At 34.4% G+C, this 15,507-nt stretch carries 15 protein-coding genes; 7 read left to right on the top strand and 8 right to left on the bottom strand.

The genetic code is table 11. From position 1 onward, the window contains the following. Positions 1–22: 22 nt before the first annotated feature. Both ACFE0M_RS02895 and ACFE0M_RS02890 read right to left on the bottom strand, forming a co-directional pair. Entirely contained in the window at positions 23–652 is a 630-nt protein-coding gene (locus ACFE0M_RS02895) for a Crp/Fnr family transcriptional regulator (protein WP_434544235.1), read from the bottom strand. Continuing rightward, complete coding sequence (locus ACFE0M_RS02890; RefSeq protein WP_185094413.1) at positions 653–913, bottom strand: ArsR/SmtB family transcription factor; 261 nt, start codon at positions 911–913, stop codon at positions 653–655. 113 nt (positions 914–1,026) lie between these two features. On the opposite strand from ACFE0M_RS02890, the gene ACFE0M_RS02885 reads away from it, so the two are divergent. Beyond that, the gene (locus tag ACFE0M_RS02885; protein WP_434544234.1) at positions 1,027–3,252 is read left to right on the top strand and encodes a heavy metal translocating P-type ATPase; all 2,226 of its coding nucleotides are present in this window, start codon (positions 1,027–1,029) and stop codon (positions 3,250–3,252) included. Positions 3,253–3,372: 120 nt separating this feature from the next. Further along, a complete protein-coding gene (locus ACFE0M_RS02880; protein WP_434544233.1) occupies positions 3,373–4,536 on the top strand; it encodes a hypothetical protein in 1,164 nt (387 codons plus the stop codon). On the opposite strand, the gene ACFE0M_RS02875 is transcribed toward ACFE0M_RS02880, so the two are convergent. Genes ACFE0M_RS02875 through ACFE0M_RS02865 form a run of 3 tightly spaced genes read right to left on the bottom strand, consistent with a single transcriptional unit; the run spans position 4,528 to position 8,045 of the window. After that, positions 4,528–4,752 (bottom strand): DUF2905 domain-containing protein, encoded by a 225-nt coding sequence (locus tag ACFE0M_RS02875; protein ID WP_434544232.1) that lies wholly within the window; start codon positions 4,750–4,752, stop codon positions 4,528–4,530. The two genes, ACFE0M_RS02880 and ACFE0M_RS02875, sit on opposite strands and share 9 nt — an antisense overlap. Further along, on the bottom strand, positions 4,745–5,686 hold the full coding sequence (locus ACFE0M_RS02870; protein ID WP_434544231.1) for a DUF4249 domain-containing protein: 942 nt from the start codon (positions 5,684–5,686) through the stop codon (positions 4,745–4,747). Before ACFE0M_RS02870 ends, ACFE0M_RS02875 begins: the two co-directional genes overlap by 8 nt. Then, complete coding sequence (locus ACFE0M_RS02865) at positions 5,676–8,045, bottom strand: TonB-dependent receptor (protein WP_434544230.1); 2,370 nt, start codon at positions 8,043–8,045, stop codon at positions 5,676–5,678. Before ACFE0M_RS02865 ends, ACFE0M_RS02870 begins: the two co-directional genes overlap by 11 nt. Before the next feature lie 160 nt (positions 8,046–8,205). Between ACFE0M_RS02865 and ACFE0M_RS02860 the strand changes: the two genes are divergently transcribed. Both ACFE0M_RS02860 and ACFE0M_RS02855 read left to right on the top strand, forming a co-directional pair. Beyond that, the gene (locus ACFE0M_RS02860) at positions 8,206–8,823 is read left to right on the top strand and encodes a CatA-like O-acetyltransferase (RefSeq protein WP_434544229.1); all 618 of its coding nucleotides are present in this window, start codon (positions 8,206–8,208) and stop codon (positions 8,821–8,823) included. A gap of 57 nt (positions 8,824–8,880) precedes the next feature. After that, the gene (locus tag ACFE0M_RS02855) at positions 8,881–9,414 is read left to right on the top strand and encodes a hypothetical protein (protein ID WP_434544228.1); all 534 of its coding nucleotides are present in this window, start codon (positions 8,881–8,883) and stop codon (positions 9,412–9,414) included. 56 nt (positions 9,415–9,470) lie between these two features. Here the strand turns inward: ACFE0M_RS02855 and ACFE0M_RS02850 are convergent, their stop codons facing one another. Continuing rightward, the gene (locus tag ACFE0M_RS02850) at positions 9,471–10,211 is read right to left on the bottom strand and encodes an RNA methyltransferase (RefSeq protein WP_434544227.1); all 741 of its coding nucleotides are present in this window, start codon (positions 10,209–10,211) and stop codon (positions 9,471–9,473) included. Between the two features lie 20 nt (positions 10,212–10,231). Here ACFE0M_RS02850 and ACFE0M_RS02845 point away from each other — a divergent pair, with 20 nt between their 5' ends. Further along, positions 10,232–12,658, top strand: coding sequence for a BamA/TamA family outer membrane protein (locus ACFE0M_RS02845; RefSeq protein WP_434544226.1), 2,427 nt, complete (start codon positions 10,232–10,234; stop codon positions 12,656–12,658). Here ACFE0M_RS02845 and ACFE0M_RS02840 read toward each other — a convergent pair. Together ACFE0M_RS02840 and ACFE0M_RS02835 are read right to left on the bottom strand one after the other, a co-directional pair. Continuing rightward, complete coding sequence (locus ACFE0M_RS02840) at positions 12,646–12,924, bottom strand: hypothetical protein (RefSeq protein WP_434544224.1); 279 nt, start codon at positions 12,922–12,924, stop codon at positions 12,646–12,648. The two genes, ACFE0M_RS02845 and ACFE0M_RS02840, sit on opposite strands and share 13 nt — an antisense overlap. A gap of 81 nt (positions 12,925–13,005) precedes the next feature. Further along, positions 13,006–13,488: a DUF4199 domain-containing protein gene (locus tag ACFE0M_RS02835; RefSeq protein ID WP_434544223.1), complete on the bottom strand. Its 483-nt coding sequence runs from the start codon at positions 13,486–13,488 to the stop codon at positions 13,006–13,008. A gap of 396 nt (positions 13,489–13,884) precedes the next feature. Here ACFE0M_RS02835 and cmk point away from each other — a divergent pair, with 396 nt between their 5' ends. Further along, complete coding sequence (gene cmk / locus ACFE0M_RS02830; RefSeq protein ID WP_434544222.1) at positions 13,885–14,574, top strand: (d)CMP kinase; 690 nt, start codon at positions 13,885–13,887, stop codon at positions 14,572–14,574. Continuing rightward, entirely contained in the window at positions 14,564–15,481 is a 918-nt protein-coding gene (locus ACFE0M_RS02825) for a 4-hydroxy-3-methylbut-2-enyl diphosphate reductase (RefSeq protein ID WP_434544221.1), read from the top strand. The genes cmk and ACFE0M_RS02825 overlap by 11 nt, the downstream gene beginning before the upstream one ends. Positions 15,482–15,507: the final 26 nt, after the last annotated feature.

The raw sequence follows: 15,507 nt of genomic DNA, 5'->3' as shown, positions 1-15,507 counted from the left end.
AATCGGATTTATAAAGTCTTTTTTAAAGAATTTCTATATAATTTCTTCTTTGTTCTATTTTTTCTTCCTTCTCCAATTTCTTTAAAAGTCTGGAAACCACTACTCTTGAAGTATTCAATTCATTTGCAATTTGTTGATGTGTTTTCTTAATTTCAAATGAACCACTTGCCATTTTTTTATCCAAAAGGTAATTATAAAGTCTTTCATCTAATTTCATAAACACCATGCTGTCGATAGTATGCAATAATTCATCAAATCGGGTTTGATAAGAATTAAATACAAACCTTCTAAAACTTGGATATTTCGTAATCCAGTTATCCAGATTAGAAACCGGCATCATCCATAATTCCGAATCTTCTTCCGCTACCACATGAAATGAACTTCTTTTCCCTTCTAGACAACAAGTAATAGACATGGCACAAGTTTCTCCACCTTCTAAATAATAAAGAAACACTTCATTTCCATTGTCATCATTCCGCATCACCCTTAATAAACCTGACATCACTAATGGCATTTCCTGAGCTTCGTCATCAGGAGTAATGACGGTTTGCCCTGCTTTAGCTTTTTTCAAGCGACCTGATTTCAAGATTTCTTCTTTAAGTTCAGGTTCAAAAGGTGTCCTTTCTAATACTTCTTTTATTTTTTCGTTCATTTATTCACAACAGTTTTCTATACAATTCAATAAATTCTCAATTTCTTTTTTGGCTGAGGAATAATAGATCTTGCGTCCATCTCTTCGTGAGCTTAAAACCCCAGCTTCTTTTAATGCCGCCAAGTGATGCGATAAAAGCGATTGTTCACAGTTTTCCAACTTCTCACAGATTTCATTCACGGTCATTTCACCATTATCCAATAAGAGCTGAACAATCCTTAATCTATTATGATTGGCAACAGCTTTTAATACTTTTGCCATGGCGGCTAATTTTTTTTCGTTCTTTTGAACTTCCATCACTTTCATATCGTAATATATGAAAATTTGTTTATATATTGATTTGAAGATTTTAAATATTCCGAAGGGAAACCTAAATGTCTGAACTAACTGAATCTAATACCATCAAAAAAACATTTCCAGTTACCGGAATGAGCTGTGCTGCTTGTGCTACTAGCGTAGGCTCTACACTCAAAAGTACAAAAGGAGTTACAGATGCTGATGTGAATTTCGCCACGCACACCGCCTGGGCAACTTTTAACCCTGATGAAGTTTCACTAGAAGATTTAAAAACTGCTTTACAGGGCGTAGGCTATGATGCCATCATGGAAGAAGATAATGTAGCAGAGAGGCAGGAAGAGGAGCAAATGAAGCAGTTTCTCAAAATCAAAAAAAGCTTGATTGGTTCTGCAATTCTCTCCATTCCAGTTTTCATCATTGGAATGTTTTTCATGAACTGGGAAACAGGGCATTATATTTCCCTTCCATTATCAGCTACCGTTTTATTTTATTTCGGAGGCCATTTTTTCAAGGGAGCATGGAAACAGGCTCGTCATGGAAAAGCCAATATGGATACTTTAGTGGCTTTAAGTACGGGAATTGCCTTCGTGCTGAGCGTTTTCAACACCTTTTATCCTGAATTTTGGATACAAAGAGGTCTGGAAGCTCATGTTTATTATGAAGCAGCAGTAGTCATTATTACCTTCATTTCATTAGGGAAATTTCTAGAGGAGAAAGCCAAAACCAATACTTCCTCTGCCTTGAAGAAATTGATTGGCTTGCAACCTAAAACTTTGATCGTTTTAGTAGATGGCAAAGAAGAAGAAATTCCAATTAATGCTGTAAAAGAAGGATTTGAAATTTTGGTAAAGCCAGGTGATAAAATTCCGGTAGATGGACAAGTGGTAAGTGGTGATTCTTATGTGAATGAAAGCATGATTACAGGAGAGCCCGTTCCAGTTCAGAAGATTGAAGGGGCAAAGGTTTTTGCAGGCACTATCAACCAAAAAGGGAGTTTTACTTTTAAAGCAGAGAAGGTAGGGGGCGATACTTTATTGGCTTCCATTATTGAGCGAGTAAAAGAAGCGCAAGGCAGTAAAGCACCAGTTCAAAAACTGGTCGATAAAATTGCAGGAATATTTGTGCCTGTTGTTATTGGGATTGCTATTTTAACTTTCATTCTTTGGCAGATTTTTGGTGGCGATAATGCGCTAACTCAAGGTATGCTTTCGGCTATAACGGTTTTGGTAATTGCTTGTCCATGTGCACTTGGCTTGGCAACTCCAACTGCTATTATGGTGGGAGTAGGAAAAGGAGCGGAGAACAATATGCTCATTCGAGATGCAGAGAGTTTGGAGAAAGCTTATCAGGCTAATGCCATTATTTTAGATAAAACCGGGACTATTACGGAAGGAATGCCATCTGTGGTGAATCATAAATGGTTTTCAGAAAATGAGCAACTTAAATTGATTTTATATCAAATTGAAGCTAAAAGTGAGCATCCATTGGCTGAAGCTGTTTTAAATCATATAAAATCTGAAAATATTTCCTCCATAAGGATTGAAGCTTTTGAGAGTATTTCCGGCAGGGGAGTAAAAGCGAAATTGGGAGAGCTCAGTTATTTTGTTGGGAACTATGCACTCATAAATGAGCAAAATATTGAAGTTAAAGATAATATTTTAGCCTTGGCAGATGAATGGGAATCTCAAGGCCAAACAGTGATTTATTTTGCGGATGAAAATCAAATGCTAGCACTTTTTGGCATAGCTGATAAAATTAAGGAGCAAGCAAAATTAAGCATTCAGCAATTGCGCGACAGGGGAATGGAAGTGTATATGCTGACAGGAGATGCCGAGAAAACAGCCAGGGCGGTAGCGGATGCTGTTGGAATTCAACATGTGAAAGCACATTTAATGCCAGCTGATAAATCTAATTTTGTAAAAGAATTACAATCTAAAGGAAAAGTGGTGGCCATGGTAGGAGATGGCATCAATGATTCGGAAGCTCTGGCTCAAGCTGATGTTAGTATTGCCATGGGGAAGGGTTCAGATATTGCCATTGATGTAGCCAAAATGACTTTGATAGGCTCAGATTTGCAGAATCTTCCAAAAGCCTTTCACTTATCTCAATTAACAATAAGAGGAATTAAGCAAAACTTATTCTGGGCATTTATCTATAACATAATCGGAATTCCTTTGGCTGCAGGTTTGCTTTATCCTTTCACTGGTTTTTTATTAAATCCTATGATAGCCGGAGCCGCTATGGCCTTTAGTTCTGTTTCTGTGGTGTTAAATAGTTTAAGATTGAAAAGTGTAAAGCTCTAGTTTTTTTGCTTCTTTTATTAAATGCTGGTTATCAGTTATTTGAGGTAAAAATAAAATACTTACAATCGTTGTTAAATTGAATAATTTATCTATATTTACTTAGTATCAATTTTTTCAGCTATGAGGAGGTATTTATTTTTTATAGGTCTATTGTTTTCATTTAAAGCAGTGGTGGCACAAGATAGGATTGTATTTGATGATAGGGCAAACCTAATTTCTTCTCAAGTTGAATATTTGCTGTCCGAAAAGTTAAAGCAAAATGATATTTCACTGAGCACGACAGTTGATATCAAAGAGAAATGCCGTTACTATTTTGCCAAGATTTATAAAAGTGAAAATAGGATAATCACGGAAGTGGAAAATTGTGATGGCAAACTTCTAGGCTCAAAGTCAAACGGTGAAAATTTATTGTCAAGTAATGATGAAGAAAAAGCAATAGTAATCTATTACGCAGTTTTGGATATTATCCAAAACCCTACAATGCTTGATGAAGATTTATCGGAAAACAAACAAGAAGTGAGCGCAAATATAAATTCAGAACACGATTCTCGCTATTTTTTTGCACCTACTTCCTTTGGTTTAAAGGAAAGAGAACTGTACTATAATTCCATTTATTTCTTATTGCATGATATCCAGTATGGACTAACGGATAATTTCTCAATTGGCATGGGGACTACCTTATTTGGTTTCCCGGTTTATTTTACTGCCAAACTTTCAATTCCCCTTAAAGAAAAGCATAGTATTGCTTTAGGGGACATGATGATTCTAGGAACTTATGGCACCAATTTTTTCGGAAATCTCGGATTTGCTACCTATAGTTATGGAGATAGCCACAATAATTTGACTATTGGAGCAGGCTACCTCAATGTGAATAATAATGATATTACAGAGGCAAACACGGGGTCTTTAGTAGGTAATTTTTCGGCAATTGTAAGAGGAGGTCCGTTTTTCTATTTCCTTACTGAAAATTATGTTTTCAATGTTAATAGTAGAGAGTATGCTTATCGTGAAAGAATGCTTCCAAATGGTGATTATACTTATGACGAAGGAGAATATAATCTAAGAAGGACTTTATGGTATGGGCTGACTGGAATTCGTTTTGTAAGAAAAAACAAAGAATTGGTGAGTTGGCAGATTGGTTTAACTCATGTATTGATTGCTCCAGGAAATATTCCTTCTCCATATGATTCGCCTTCTTGGGATCCTTATGGTTATAGAAACGAAAAATCCAGAATGATTGCTTTTCCTACATTGTCCTATACTCGAAAGTTTAAATTAGAATAAATTCCTGAATAAACGGATTAACAATGATACTATTAAACTGGCCAAAAGCATTGTGGTTATAGGAAAGTAAAAGCTGAAATTTTCTTTTTCTATTCTTATATCACCAGGCAATTTTCCAATCCATTGAAGCTTGTCATGAAAGAAATAGATCACAATGCCCACCAGAATGATGAAAGCACCAATTATTATCAAATATTTCCCTAATGAGTTATTCATTGATATCTACATCTCCAAGTTCTTCTATTGGTATTTCAACAACAGTAGAAGTGGCTAAAATTCCATAGCCATTTTCAACATTGCTGAAAATTTGGGTAGGTTCTGTAAATGGGTCAGGATATCGGTTATTTTCCACACTTTTTAAGTATAAATACAAGGATTTACTGATTTTATGCATCTCTACCTTGTATTGAAAAATAGCATTGTAAGAGCCATTAACATAAATATCTTTTCTTAAATCATGGGAATTAAACCTAACAGTATATTCTTGTCCGTTAAATAACTCATCCTTTAGCACCTGTATGCTTCCAGTTCCATCTAAATACAATTCTTCAGTTTGTAAATCAGTGACTTCTACATATTCATATTGTTCATTGTAGGTCGTATCCTCCTCGGGTTGGTCAGTATTCCATTCAGTGCTGGTAGCTTTTAACCGGAAAAGGTAGAAATCTTCCGTGGAAGCATTATCATTAATGGTGAGGTTTACTTCAGATCGTTTTTCACCTCCAAATTGATTGTTTCTTTCAATTGAGTTGAATTCAAATTCATAATCTTCATCCGTGATTTTTCTAGCAGATTTCTCTATAGCTGTAATTTCCTCAAATCCATCTACTCTTGCAATGATCTTATATTCTGTATCAGGCATAATTTTAATTTTTTTATTTTGATAATATCCTGATTGAAAATACTCTAAGTAACCAATTTCCTGATCGTTTTCAAATAAAATGACCTCTGCATTATCGATATGGTCAGTTCCTCTTTTATCAAATATAAAGGTGGAACGATTGATTTCAATAAGTGGATGTCTATCAGTTTTGAGCCATGCATTCAATACCAACTTTGAATCGTTTTCATCAATCTTCAATTCAACTTCTTTTTCACAAGCAAGGAAAAGAGATACCGACAGAATAATTAGCTTTAGATTATTTTTCATTTGGTCTGAATTTAAAGTTGTAAGTAAATGAAGGGATTAATTGGAACAAGCTGATTTGACTAAATGATGTTTCCCCTATACTATTGTTGGATGTTGTGATGTAGAACGGATTTTGCCTATTGTAAAGATTATAAACGCTAATTGTCCAGCTTGAGCTTCCCCAATCCTTTTCTTTGTGTCGTGTAATCCCAACATCCGCTCTGTGATATGCCGGCATTCTGTAAGCATTCCGGTCACTATATTGATAAACATCGGAATATCCATAATATCCCTCATTTTCTGGTCTTGGATTCTCAGAAAGTCCTGAGATTTTTGCTATCGGTAATGTTATGGAATTACCTGTGCCATATACCCAAGTACCACTAATTTCCCATTTTTCATTGAGCCTATAATTTGTGACCACACTTATATCGTGTCGCCTATCATATTTATAAGGGAATACCCGTCCAAAATTCAATTCATCAAATTGGCGATTATTATAAGATAAAGTATAGCCGATCCAACCATTGAACTTACCTTCTTTTTTCCTAAATAAGAACTCAGCACCATAACTCCAACCATCACCCACAGCAACTTTATCTTCCCAGCTTTCTTCCAAATTCAAAAAATTAGAACCTTCCTTATATTCAATCAAATTGTTCATGTTTTTGTAATAGCCTTCAATTGAAAAATCGTATTTTCCATCTGCAATTAAAGATGACATCCCAATAGCAGTTTGCTGTGCATATTGTGGTTTTATTTTATCTGTAACGGGTACCCATAAATCCGTAGGTAAGCCGATTCCAGAATTGGTCAACAAATGAAGAAACTGCGCCATTTCCGCATAAGAGGCTTTAAAAGATAATTTGTTATTAACTAAATATCTAGCACTAATTCTGGGTTGAAAAGACGGATAAAACTCCTCATTTACTCTGAAGGCTGAGGCATGAATACCCGCATTTACTTTGAGTTTATTAATCGGTTCGAATTCATCTTCTACATAAACTGAAAATTCATTTCCATAAATTGGTTTTGTATCCGGTTGGTCAATATCTGCCTCAAAGTCAGCTTCAAAATTGAAAGCTTCGGGTTGAAAAATATGATAGATGTAATTAGCTCCAAATTTTAAGGAATGGCCATTGTTCAAATAGTAATCAAAATCAAATTTCAATCCATAGTCCTGAATTCCTGAATTATACGAGGCGTAAAAATTTTCTTCTACTTCATCATCCGGTGTAGCGTAACGATAGTAACTTTCATTAAATAAGCTGAAGTTATATTGACTGTAAGTGGCAGTTGTGTTTAAAAACAATTGATTTGAAAATAAATGGTTCCATCGGCCAGCAGTGGTGAAATTACCCCATTGAATTCCTGCTTCATCTTTATACTCATTGATGGAACCGCCATCATCATATTCGTATTCATCTCTGGCGTAGAATTTATCTTTGCCTGTATATGCACTAAGGTAAATACGGTCTTTGTCAGAGAATTTATAATTAGCCTTGGCATTGAAATCATGGAAAAAATAGCCTAAATCCACATCATCAGTACTAGCTCTAATAATTGGTCTAGCTAAAACGTCTATATAAGTTCTTCTTCCGGATAAAATAATAGAGCCTTTTTCTTTCACTATTGGCCCCTCTACCGAAAGTCTTGATGAAATGAGTCCAATTCCGCCCTCTGCTTGCCAGTTTTTCATATTGCCGTCTTTCATATTGATGTCGATGACAGAGGATAATCTCCCACCGTATCTGGCAGGAAACCCACCTTTTATGACTTCCACATTACTAATAGCATCAGCATTGAAAACAGAAAAGAAGCCAAATAAATGCGAGGCATTGTAAACGGGCACGCCATCTAGCAAAATCAAATTTTGATCGGGGCCACCGCCTCTCACATATATTCCACTACTTCCTTCCGAACCACTTTGAACCCCAGGCATTAATTGGATAGTTTTGAGAACATCCACCTCTCCTAATAAAGCTGGAATGGCCTTAATGTCTTGAGCACTGATTTTCATGCTGCTCATCTTAGTGAGTTCTAAATCTGGTCGGGTACCTTTGACCACCACCTCAGACAATTCATCAGAGAGTTCCAATTCAAAATTGATATTGGTATCCCCGTCTAATTTTATGGATTTTCTGATAGTTTGGTAGCCCACATAAGAAACTTCAATGGTGGCTGTGTCATCGGCAATATTTAAGCTATAAAAACCATATGTGTTAGTGGCAGTCCCTTTTTTAGTGGCAGGCTGCCAAATATTGGCACCAATTAAGTTTTCACCGGTTCGCGCATCTTTTATATAGCCACTAATTCTGTTTTGTGCATGGGTAAGTTGACTAAAAACAAATAAAGTTATTAGCAATAATAATTGTTTCATCAAATTTGAATTGGGTTGATAGTTCTATTTTTGGATACAAACGTAAGTCAAAGGATTGTATTATGAAAACAAATAATATAATTTTCCAGCATCTTATAAAATGTGTGTTTTTAAAAGTAAATTTGATTTTAACTCTGATTAAGATAAACTCTATTAACTAGTGAAAAAACTCAATTTTAAGAAACATCCACGCAAAGACCACTTTAATTTTTTTAATGCATTTGACGAACCATTTTATGGTATAAATATTAATTTGGAATGTACGGATGCTTATAGTTACTGCAAAAAGGAAAGGATATCTTTTTACCATTATTATTTGCATAAAATATTAATGGCAGTAAATGCAATCCCCGAAATGCGTTACAGATTAATTGGACAAGAAGTATATGATGTGGAGACCGTCCATGCCTCTGCCACCGTTTTGAGAGATGATAAAACCTTTGGGTATTCCAGGATGATTTTTGAAGGAAATTTTGCCGCCTTTGCTCAAAATGTACAAGCTGAAATAGACAGAATTAAGGCTGGCTCTGGTTTGGATATGATGAAAGGAATGGTGGATGTTATTCATTTTACGGCTATTCCCTGGATAAAATTTACTTCCATTTCTCATGCTCGTCATTTTGCTGTAGAAGATAGCATGCCTAAAATTTCAACTGGGAAAATTTATCAGGAACATAGCAAAATATTTATGCCGTTTTCAGTCCACGTCAATCATGCATTGGTGGACGGCTATCATTTAGGGCAGTTTATCGAAAAATTGGAAAGTTTATTTAAGTAAAAGTGATTTTTCAAATAATAAAATGTATTTTTGTTATATAAATAAAATATTTAAAATATGATAAAGTTTAATAAATTTTTCACCTATTCATTAGCAATTATAGGACTGTTTAGCTTAACTGCTATTTCTTGTGAAGATACTGATGATTTACTGAATGTTGATGTGCCCACCGACATAAAGCGTTCATTTGATATTACGACCAATGAGGCAAAAGATACCTCATTTACAGAAACTGTAAATCCAAGTGAAGAGGAAATTGATGAATATAAAGACAGGATAAAGAATATTTCTGCTGATAAATTAATCATTAATGTTACAGATAATGGATCAGATGGAAATACAGGATCTGGAGAGATTATTTTAATTTCTGAATATGGCGATTTCTCGTTTTTGACAATAGATGACCTTAATGAATTGGATGGAATAGAAATTGAACTAACTGGTGATCTACAAGAGGCAATAATAAATAGTTTGGAAGCTTTTGAGTCTTTTGACATTCAATTAGATTTAGCATCTGATGGATCTATTGATTATACGGTAGATATTACCATTGAAGGTGTAATAACAGCTTCTCCAGTTTCTTCTAATTAAATTTTAATATGATCATAAAACTGTTCGATTTGCAAGCAGTTTTATGATCATATTATTTAATGATTTCTAAAAACATTATCACAAATAATAGCAGTAGCCATAGCAGCATTTAAAGATTCTGCTTCTCCAATTTTAGGGATGGTGATCCTATCTTTGATCAACGAAATAAGTTCAGGATGAATCCCGTGCGATTCATTTCCAATTACTAAAAGTCCATTAGCTTCGAATTTAACTTGGTGCACATTTAGCCCTTCAAGTAAAGCACCGTAAATTTTTTTGTGCTTATTTTCTGATAAAAATTCTTTCAAATCTTTTCGATACAAATTGGTTCTAAATATGGAACCCATTGAAGCGCTTATTACTTTAGGGTTATAAAATTCGGCAGTAGTTTCCGAGCAAATAATGTTTTTGATGCCATACCAATCTGCTAATCTGATGATGGTTCCTAAATTCCCAGGATCCCTGATATCATCTAGCACTAAATCAAAGCCCTTGGATTTGTATGTTTGAGGTATTTGATCATAGGCCACCACTAGTGCATCAGTATTACTTTGAAAGGTTCCTAAACCGCTTAATTCTTTTTCTTTTATAATAATTGGTTCGACATTTGCATTATTGAGTTCTAATTGAAACTTTTTCAAAAAAGCTTCTGTAACAATTAAATCTTTTATTTTATAGGAAGAATTTAATAATTCAAGGGTATTTTTGGCTCCTTCAACTATAAATAGTCCTTCTTTCTGCCGGAATTTCTTTAATTGAAGAGATTTGATGAACTTTGTATGAGTCTTAGTAAGCATTTATTTCGATAGCACTGAAATTGAATATAAAATTAATAAAATCCTTTCTGCTGAGCAGTATCATTTTTTTCACTTCTTGTGTGGGCACAAGCTATTTGAAAAAGGATGAGAAACTTCTCTTTAAACAGAAAATTAAAGGTAATGAAAATATTTCTTCCGATCGATTGGAAAATTTATACAATCAGAAAGCCAACAGTAGGATTTTATTGTTGCCTATTTCCCCTTATGTGGCATTATATGAAACGGGTCTCCAATATTATGATGAAGATGAAATAAAAGCAGAAAAGGAAGTTGTTCAAGAGAAATTAGAGAAGAAGATCAAAAAAGCTAAAGAAGCTGAAAAATTCAATAAATCAACTCGTTTAGAAAGAAAATTAAACAAAAAGAATGATAAGTTTTCAACCCTGTTGGAAGACGGCAATCTTTTTATGAGATGGGGCGAACCACTGGCGATTTTTGATTCTTCTGCAACAGAGCAGACGAAAAACCAAATTCAATTATTTTTGGAATCTAAAGGCTTCTTTGACGCAGAGGTTGACTACGAGGTAAAATATAAAGGAATCAACGATAAAAGGGCTGCTGTTACCTATCGAATAGCTGAAAAAGAAGCCTATATTATTGATACTGTTTTTTATGATGCGGGAGAGGATAAAGTGATGATGAGTGTTTTAGTTGGGGGTAGAAGAAATAGTCTTATAAAAGCAGGCGATAAATACGATCAAAGTAAATTGACGGAAGAAAGAGAGAGAATTGAAAACATTATGAAAAATAATGGTTACTATACTTTCTCAAGACAATTTGTGGAATACAATGTATATCGTGACCCCGATACCACAAATTTAGCATTGGAAATAATCATCAATAAGCCTCAAGAAGCTAAAAACCATAAGCGTTATAAATTAGATAAAGTCAATTTTACTACTGATGTTAATACACAAATTGGCGGAGTGAAAAGAACTGAAGAAAAGTTCAACTCCATCAATTATTCATATTATGATTATTCCTATAGAAAGAAAATTCTTGATCAGAGGGTTTTTATTAGGCCTAATGAATTTTATAGCCTAGAAAAAACATTGAATACACAGCGTCAATTAGCCAATTTGGATATGTTCCGTTTCGTAAATATCAAATATGATACGGCAGGAGGAGACTTTGTGGCCAATATATTCACCAGTCCTTTAGAAAAATTCCAGCTGAGCAATGAAATTGGAGTAAACGTAAACGTGACTTTTGGTTTGCCAGGGCCCTTTTATAATGTATCCTTAAAAAATAGAAACCCCTTTAAAGGCGCGGAATTGATGGAACTCTCAGGTCGCTTAGGTTTTGAAGGAGTAGCCAATATATCAGACCAAACTGATGTTACCACTGCTACAGAGGCAAGGGCTAACTTATCATTTACGTTTCCACATTTTTTATTTCCTTTAGGAACAGAACTTAAATCAAGATTTGCATTGTTGAACCCCAAAACTAAGACAGGTTTAGGTTTTAATTTTACGGACAGACCTGAATACACAAGAAGTAATCTTAATGGGTCCTATGGATACTCGTGGCAAAATAAAAAACGCTGGATTTTTGATTTAACTGTAGCCGATATCAATTTAATTGAGTCTGATTTAGAAGAATCTTTTATTAGGGCTTTAGAAGAGCAAACTAGATTTGGAAGGCAGTTAAGTAGATCCTTTCTGCCATCTTTTGTTTCCAGTAGTTCTATTACGGTGTCAAAAAATTTCAATAACTATGGGCAAGCTAATAGTAGGGCTAGTTTTATAAAATTATTTGCCGAAACGGGAGGTAATTTATTGAATTTTAATGCCATTGGAGAGCAAGTGGAACAATCGTCATTAGAATACTTCCAATTTATTAAGGCCTCTGTAGATTATCGGACATACATTCCCTATGGAAAGGAAAGTACTTTTGCCTATCGCTTTAATGTTGGGTTTGCGAAACCTTACGGAGAATTTTCAAGAGATATTTTACCTTATGAAAAATATTATTTTGCAGGAGGAAGTAATAGTATTAGGGCTTGGGCACCAAGACGTTTAGGACCTGGGAGCTTTGTTGACACAGATGATGAAGGGAATTTTCTATATAACATCGAGAGACCAGGAGAAATAATTTTCGAAACCAGTGTAGAAGTAAGAAGAAACTTGATCAATTTTTTGGATGGAGCCTTTTTTGTTGACGCAGGAAATGTTTGGTCTTTTTCTGAAAACGAAGAACCAGGAAGTGATTTCCAATGGGACAGGTTTTATAACGAAATCGCTATTGGAACAGGAGTAGGATTAAGGGTTGATTTTTCCTTCCTTATTTTAAGATTTGATTTTGCCTTTAAGCTTTATGACCCAGCCAGAGACCGAGGTGAGAGATGGACAATTAATGAATGGAACTTAGGGACAAGGTCTAACTATGGTCCCGCATTAAATATAGGGATCGGCTATCCATTCTGATTTTTCTTTTTTCGAAAAATGTTTTTTATATCCTCAAAAGATTCTTCAAAGCTATTGGCTATGTCCTTGAAAACCTCTTTGTTATCCTCAGCAAATTGATCAAAATCTTTCTCGAGCGATTCTTTATTTCTTTTCAACTCTTGTAATCGCTCCTTTAACTCTAGCTTTTCGGAAATATTACTTTTATTGATTTCTGAAAATAAGTGGTCTATTTTTTTTCCTGCTTTACTAAAGAATTCTTCCGCTTTTCCTTTTGTTTGTTCCATTACATTTTCTATTACTATCTAAAGTTAACAAATTATTTTTTTGATTTTGAAAACCTTCTGTAATAAAATTTTTTAGCAATATTACTTACTATCTTTATTATCTCTTTGAGCCTTTAAGAATTCCTCAGGAGTTTTCTTTTTGTACCATTGCATTACACCATAACTTAGGAAAAAGCCGGATCCAGTACCCTCCATTATAATAATGAAAGAAATTAGAAAGGCATTAAGGTAATTACCGAAAGGTTCTACATCTTTTATCTCCTTCATAAATTCTGGATTGGACATTAAATAAATAAAAATAAAAATAGCAAAAGCTAAAGAAGCACTCAAAGCAGTCAGCATTCCTGTTCCTATTCCCTTAAAATAGTCGAAGTCCTCATTCTTTTCCTTAATAGACTTGACAGAAAAGAAAACTCCTCCACCCATAATGATAAGATTAAAAGCCCTTAGTTCCAGATTGTGTTCTAAGCCTACCGCTTTCATAATCAAAAAATAAGCAACAAGACCAATAAAAACCGCAATTCCACCTCTTATTCCATTATATTCAATTGAATCTTTTTTCATAGTAATTAATTGATTGTTTAGTTAATTTAACTTAACAGCAAGCTAAATGTTACTTTTTTTTTTTGGTTTTAATTGAACCACTGCAATGCCATAACTATATATTTTGAATAAGTATAATTTTAACGTTATGCAGATTTAAAGAATACATGATTTGTGATAAAATTAAATTTCAGTCTTCAAAGAGTATTTCATATTATTTTCCGTGATTTTCCTGTCTTATCCGTATATTTGCCAAAGAATAATAATAGGAGGTTCTGATGCTCAAAAAGGCACTAAAAATAAATTTCATTTTTCTTTTAATCATAAGTTTTCTGATTTCTTCCTGTGCTAATAATGGCGGACGCAAATCTATGCCCAAAAAGAAACCATTGCCTTGCCCGGTAAAAGATTGTTAATATGAAGAAAATAGTAATTGCAATAGATGGTTATTCAGCCTGTGGAAAAAGTAGTACGGCCAAGGAAGTAGCGAGCCAACTCGGTTACAGCTATATTGATTCGGGGGCAATGTATAGAGCAGTAACTTTGTATTTTCATCAAAATTATGTTACAATTGACAATCCGAAGGAAGTTGCTAAAGCTATCAATAATATCAATATCTCCTTCAATTTTAATGAAAGAAAAGCATCTAGCGAAACTTATTTGAATGGCTTAAATGTTGAAGAGGAGATTAGGAAAATGTATATCTCCAATAAGGTAAGTGAAATCAGTGCTATACCTGAAGTGAGAAAAAATATGGTAAGCCAACAGCGTAAATTAGGGAAGAAAAAAGGAGTGGTTATGGACGGAAGAGACATTGGTTCCAATGTATTTCCAAATGCTGAATTGAAAATTTTCATGAAAGCTGACTTGGCAGTAAGGGCAGAAAGAAGGCAAAATGAGTTATTGGAGAAAGGCCAATTAATACCAATTCCAGAAATTGAAGAAAACTTATTAGCAAGGGATAAAATGGATTCCGAGAGAAAAGAAAATCCATTGATAATCCCAAATGACGCTTATATTTTAGATACAAGCGAAATTACATTGCCAGAACAGGTAGAATATGTCCTGCAATTGGCAACCGAAAAAATGATTAAATATGATGGGTAAATTGAAAGTAACCATAGATCAAGATTCAGGGTATTGCTTTGGTGTTGAATATGCCATAAGAATGGCCGAGGATGCAATGGAAGATGCTGGTAAACTATATTGTTTGGGTGATATCGTCCATAACGATATGGAGGTAAAAAGACTTTATGAAAAAGGGCTTCGGGTCATCAATCATGAGGATTTGAAAGATTTGCAAGATTGCAAGGTGCTGATTAGAGCACATGGTGAACCCCCTGAAACTTACCGTGTCGCCATGGAAAATAACATTGAGCTTATAGATGCTAGTTGTCCTGTGGTTTTAAAATTGCAGAATAGGGTTAAGAATGCTCATGATAAAATGTGTACGGACAAAGGACAGATTGTTATCTATGGAAAAAAAGGCCATGCAGAGGTAACGGGTTTGGATGGGCAAACGAATGGAAATGCCATAATTGTGATGGATGACTCTGATTTAGAGAAAATTGACTTTAGCAGACCGGTTACCTTATTTAGTCAAACTACAAAAAGCACCAAAGGCTTTTATGATATCAAAAAGAAAATTGAAGATAGGCTTAAGATTCAACAAGCTGCAAAGCAAGAGCAATCAGCCACACTTAATGCTAATGACAGTATTTGTAGGCAGGTTTCTAACAGAGAGCCTAAGTTAACCGAATTCTCTAAGCAACATGATGTGATATTGTTTGTGAGTGGCAAGAAAAGCTCAAATGGAAAGGCATTATATCAAGTTTGTAAATCTCAAAACCCCAATAGCTATTTTATAGAGAATGAAGATGAGTTAAATGTGGAATGGTTTGAAGGTAAAGAAAGCGTTGGAATTTGTGGCGCAACTTCTACCCCAATGTGGCTAATGGAAAAAGTAAAAAAATATGTGGAAAATATTGAACACGAAAGTCTTCTAAGCTGTTAAGCAAAAAGTTTCAGTTTGATTAAATT

It is taken from the genome of Marivirga sp., from assembly GCF_051117495.1.
Classification (GTDB): domain Bacteria; phylum Bacteroidota; class Bacteroidia; order Cytophagales; family Cyclobacteriaceae; genus Marivirga.
The sequence above is the reverse complement of the archived record's forward strand: the minus strand, read 5'-3'. Positions and strand labels throughout refer to the sequence as shown.

Coding starts and splice junctions, on each gene's coding strand:
- ACFE0M_RS02835 (WP_434544223.1), bottom strand. CDS start 13,488: ATGAAAAAAGATTCAATTGAATATAATGGAATAAGAGGTGGAATTGCG.
- ACFE0M_RS02875 (WP_434544232.1), bottom strand. CDS start 4,752: ATGAATAACTCATTAGGGAAATATTTGATAATAATTGGTGCTTTCATC.
- ACFE0M_RS02890 (WP_185094413.1), bottom strand. CDS start 913: ATGGCAAAAGTATTAAAAGCTGTTGCCAATCATAATAGATTAAGGATT.
- ACFE0M_RS02855 (WP_434544228.1), top strand. CDS start 8,881: ATGATAAAGTTTAATAAATTTTTCACCTATTCATTAGCAATTATAGGA.
- ACFE0M_RS02840 (WP_434544224.1), bottom strand. CDS start 12,924: ATGGAACAAACAAAAGGAAAAGCGGAAGAATTCTTTAGTAAAGCAGGA.
- ACFE0M_RS02870 (WP_434544231.1), bottom strand. CDS start 5,686: ATGAAAAATAATCTAAAGCTAATTATTCTGTCGGTATCTCTTTTCCTT.
- ACFE0M_RS02865 (WP_434544230.1), bottom strand. CDS start 8,045: ATGAAACAATTATTATTGCTAATAACTTTATTTGTTTTTAGTCAACTT.
- cmk (WP_434544222.1), top strand. CDS start 13,885: ATGAAGAAAATAGTAATTGCAATAGATGGTTATTCAGCCTGTGGAAAA.
- ACFE0M_RS02885 (WP_434544234.1), top strand. CDS start 1,027: ATGTCTGAACTAACTGAATCTAATACCATCAAAAAAACATTTCCAGTT.
- ACFE0M_RS02825 (WP_434544221.1), top strand. CDS start 14,564: ATGATGGGTAAATTGAAAGTAACCATAGATCAAGATTCAGGGTATTGC.
- ACFE0M_RS02850 (WP_434544227.1), bottom strand. CDS start 10,211: ATGCTTACTAAGACTCATACAAAGTTCATCAAATCTCTTCAATTAAAG.
- ACFE0M_RS02880 (WP_434544233.1), top strand. CDS start 3,373: ATGAGGAGGTATTTATTTTTTATAGGTCTATTGTTTTCATTTAAAGCA.
- ACFE0M_RS02895 (WP_434544235.1), bottom strand. CDS start 652: ATGAACGAAAAAATAAAAGAAGTATTAGAAAGGACACCTTTTGAACCT.